Annotated in this window: 1 protein-coding gene and 1 pseudogene; both read right to left on the reverse strand. The window is 56.7% G+C overall.

Translation table 11 applies throughout. The features are described 5' to 3' along the window. Positions 1-419 (reverse strand): group II intron maturase-specific domain-containing protein (locus tag I6F37_RS46130; RefSeq protein ID WP_346656955.1); only part of this gene is annotated, 419 nt, incomplete at its 3' end. Next, positions 405-1,053 (reverse strand): annotated as a pseudogene (locus tag I6F37_RS46135) (reverse transcriptase domain-containing protein); the annotation flags it as partial. The gene I6F37_RS46130 and the pseudogene I6F37_RS46135, both read right to left, overlap by 15 nt. Between the last annotated feature and the right edge of the window lie 724 nt (positions 1,054-1,777).

Genomic DNA, 1,777 nt, shown 5'->3' on the forward strand with positions numbered 1-1,777 from the left:
AGGTTCGGATCGCGCTGTGCGAGCCGTCCCAACCAATATACTGAGGCGACTTTCCGGCCTTTCAACCGCTTGTATTTCCGCCTCGTCCAGCGGGCGAGCGCGTCGTTTACGTGACGAAGGACGTTGACACATTCCGTCCGGTAAAACCGTCCGTAATAGTTCAGCCATCCTTGCACGACAGGATCAATCAGCTTGGCGAGTTCTTCAAGACTCCAGTGGTTTCGCGTCGAACCCAGTCGCCATGAGCGAATGGTTTGTCGGATTCCTTTGGCAGCCTTGTTGCTGATTGCCGGGAGGAAGTTGAGGAACTTCTCGCCCTTTCGATCGCGAGCGCTGCGCGGCTGGAAGGTGTAGCCAAGGAAGTCGAACGAGATGTGTTCGCATTCCTCTCTCCGTTTATTATCTTTGCAGTAGACGATCCGGGTTTTCTCCGGATGGAGCTCCAGACCGCATTCCGCAAGACGTTTCCGGATCGCCTCCATCACGGTTCGAGCCTCGCTTTCAGTTCTGCAATGGACTATCGCCTCGTCAGCGTATCTTTCGAAACACAAACAAGGGAAGGTCCGCTGCATCCAGTGATCGAATGCGTAGTGCAGAACCAAATTTGCGAGCAGCGGTGAAACCACCGAACCCTGAGGGGTTCCGCGTGTTCTCTCCACAGGGATTCCGTCTTCTTTCTCCACGGGAGCTTGCAGCCACCGCTTTACCGTAGAGACGAATCCAACTCAGTTCCGTGTGGTGGGCGACGGCCTTTTCGATCAGGTGCCAAGGAATCGAGTCGAAGAACGACTTGATATCAAGGTCGATAACCCAGTCGAATTTCCAGCAACGCTTTCGCGCTGTCCCCACTGCGTCAAGCGCCGAACGGCCGGGCCCATAGCCGTAGGAGTCCGGATGGAATATTCGTTCCATCGTCGGCTCCATAACCATCTTTGCAACCGTCTGAGCCACGCGGTCAGCTATAGAGGGTATTCCTAACGGACGCTTCCCTCCATTAGCCTTGGGAATTTCCACGAGACGGACGGGAGGCGGAAAGTATGTCCCCGACGACATTCATTCCAGATCTTGTAGAGGTTTCTCTTCAAGTCCTTTTCGAATTCCTCGATGGAGACCCCGTCCACACCCGCTGACCCGCGGTTCGCTTTCACCTGTTTCCAAGCTTCCCAAACGAGATGTTTGGGGATCTGATACGACTTTGCCTCAGTCATCGGCTCCTCCCGTTTCCGGTTGGCTTGTGACTTTGGCTGGAAGATCGGGTCCCTTCGCTCCGCCCGTATTACCGGGCCTCATCACTATTACGAACCCGTCCGCCCCTGCGTCGCGCATTGGTACTCTGCCCTCGGCGGGTCCGCCGCCTTTGGGGTCTCCCTTGGCATCGCGACGCAGGTTCCCATGTTCCGCGCAAGAGCCTGCCATCGGGATCGCGCCGCCTCTACACCGGTTGCCGCCCGGCCAATACACAGGCTCTCGTCGCGCTTGATCCCAGGAGGTGGTATCGCCCCTGGTTTCGACAACATCTGAACTGTACTTTCGATGCATCATCGGCGGTTTACTTGCGTTCGTCTTCCCGTGGCTCACCTGACAGGCTGATTGCCCGCCTTTTCCAGCAACGCTCACCACCTCAGCCATTGAGCTAAAGCAGCTTGTGGCGGTTTGGACTCTGATCCTGCAATCCGAGTCCGAGGGGCCTGCCCTCATCTCTTGCGCAGCAAGGCTGCTCGGAAGATGGTCTACATACTCAACCTCCTTCTTCGCGCCGTCATGGCGCACATACCAC

The sequence above is a fragment of the Bradyrhizobium sp. NBAIM08 genome, assembly GCF_020193935.1.
In the GTDB taxonomy this organism is placed as follows: Bacteria; Pseudomonadota; Alphaproteobacteria; order Rhizobiales; family Xanthobacteraceae; genus Bradyrhizobium; species Bradyrhizobium yuanmingense.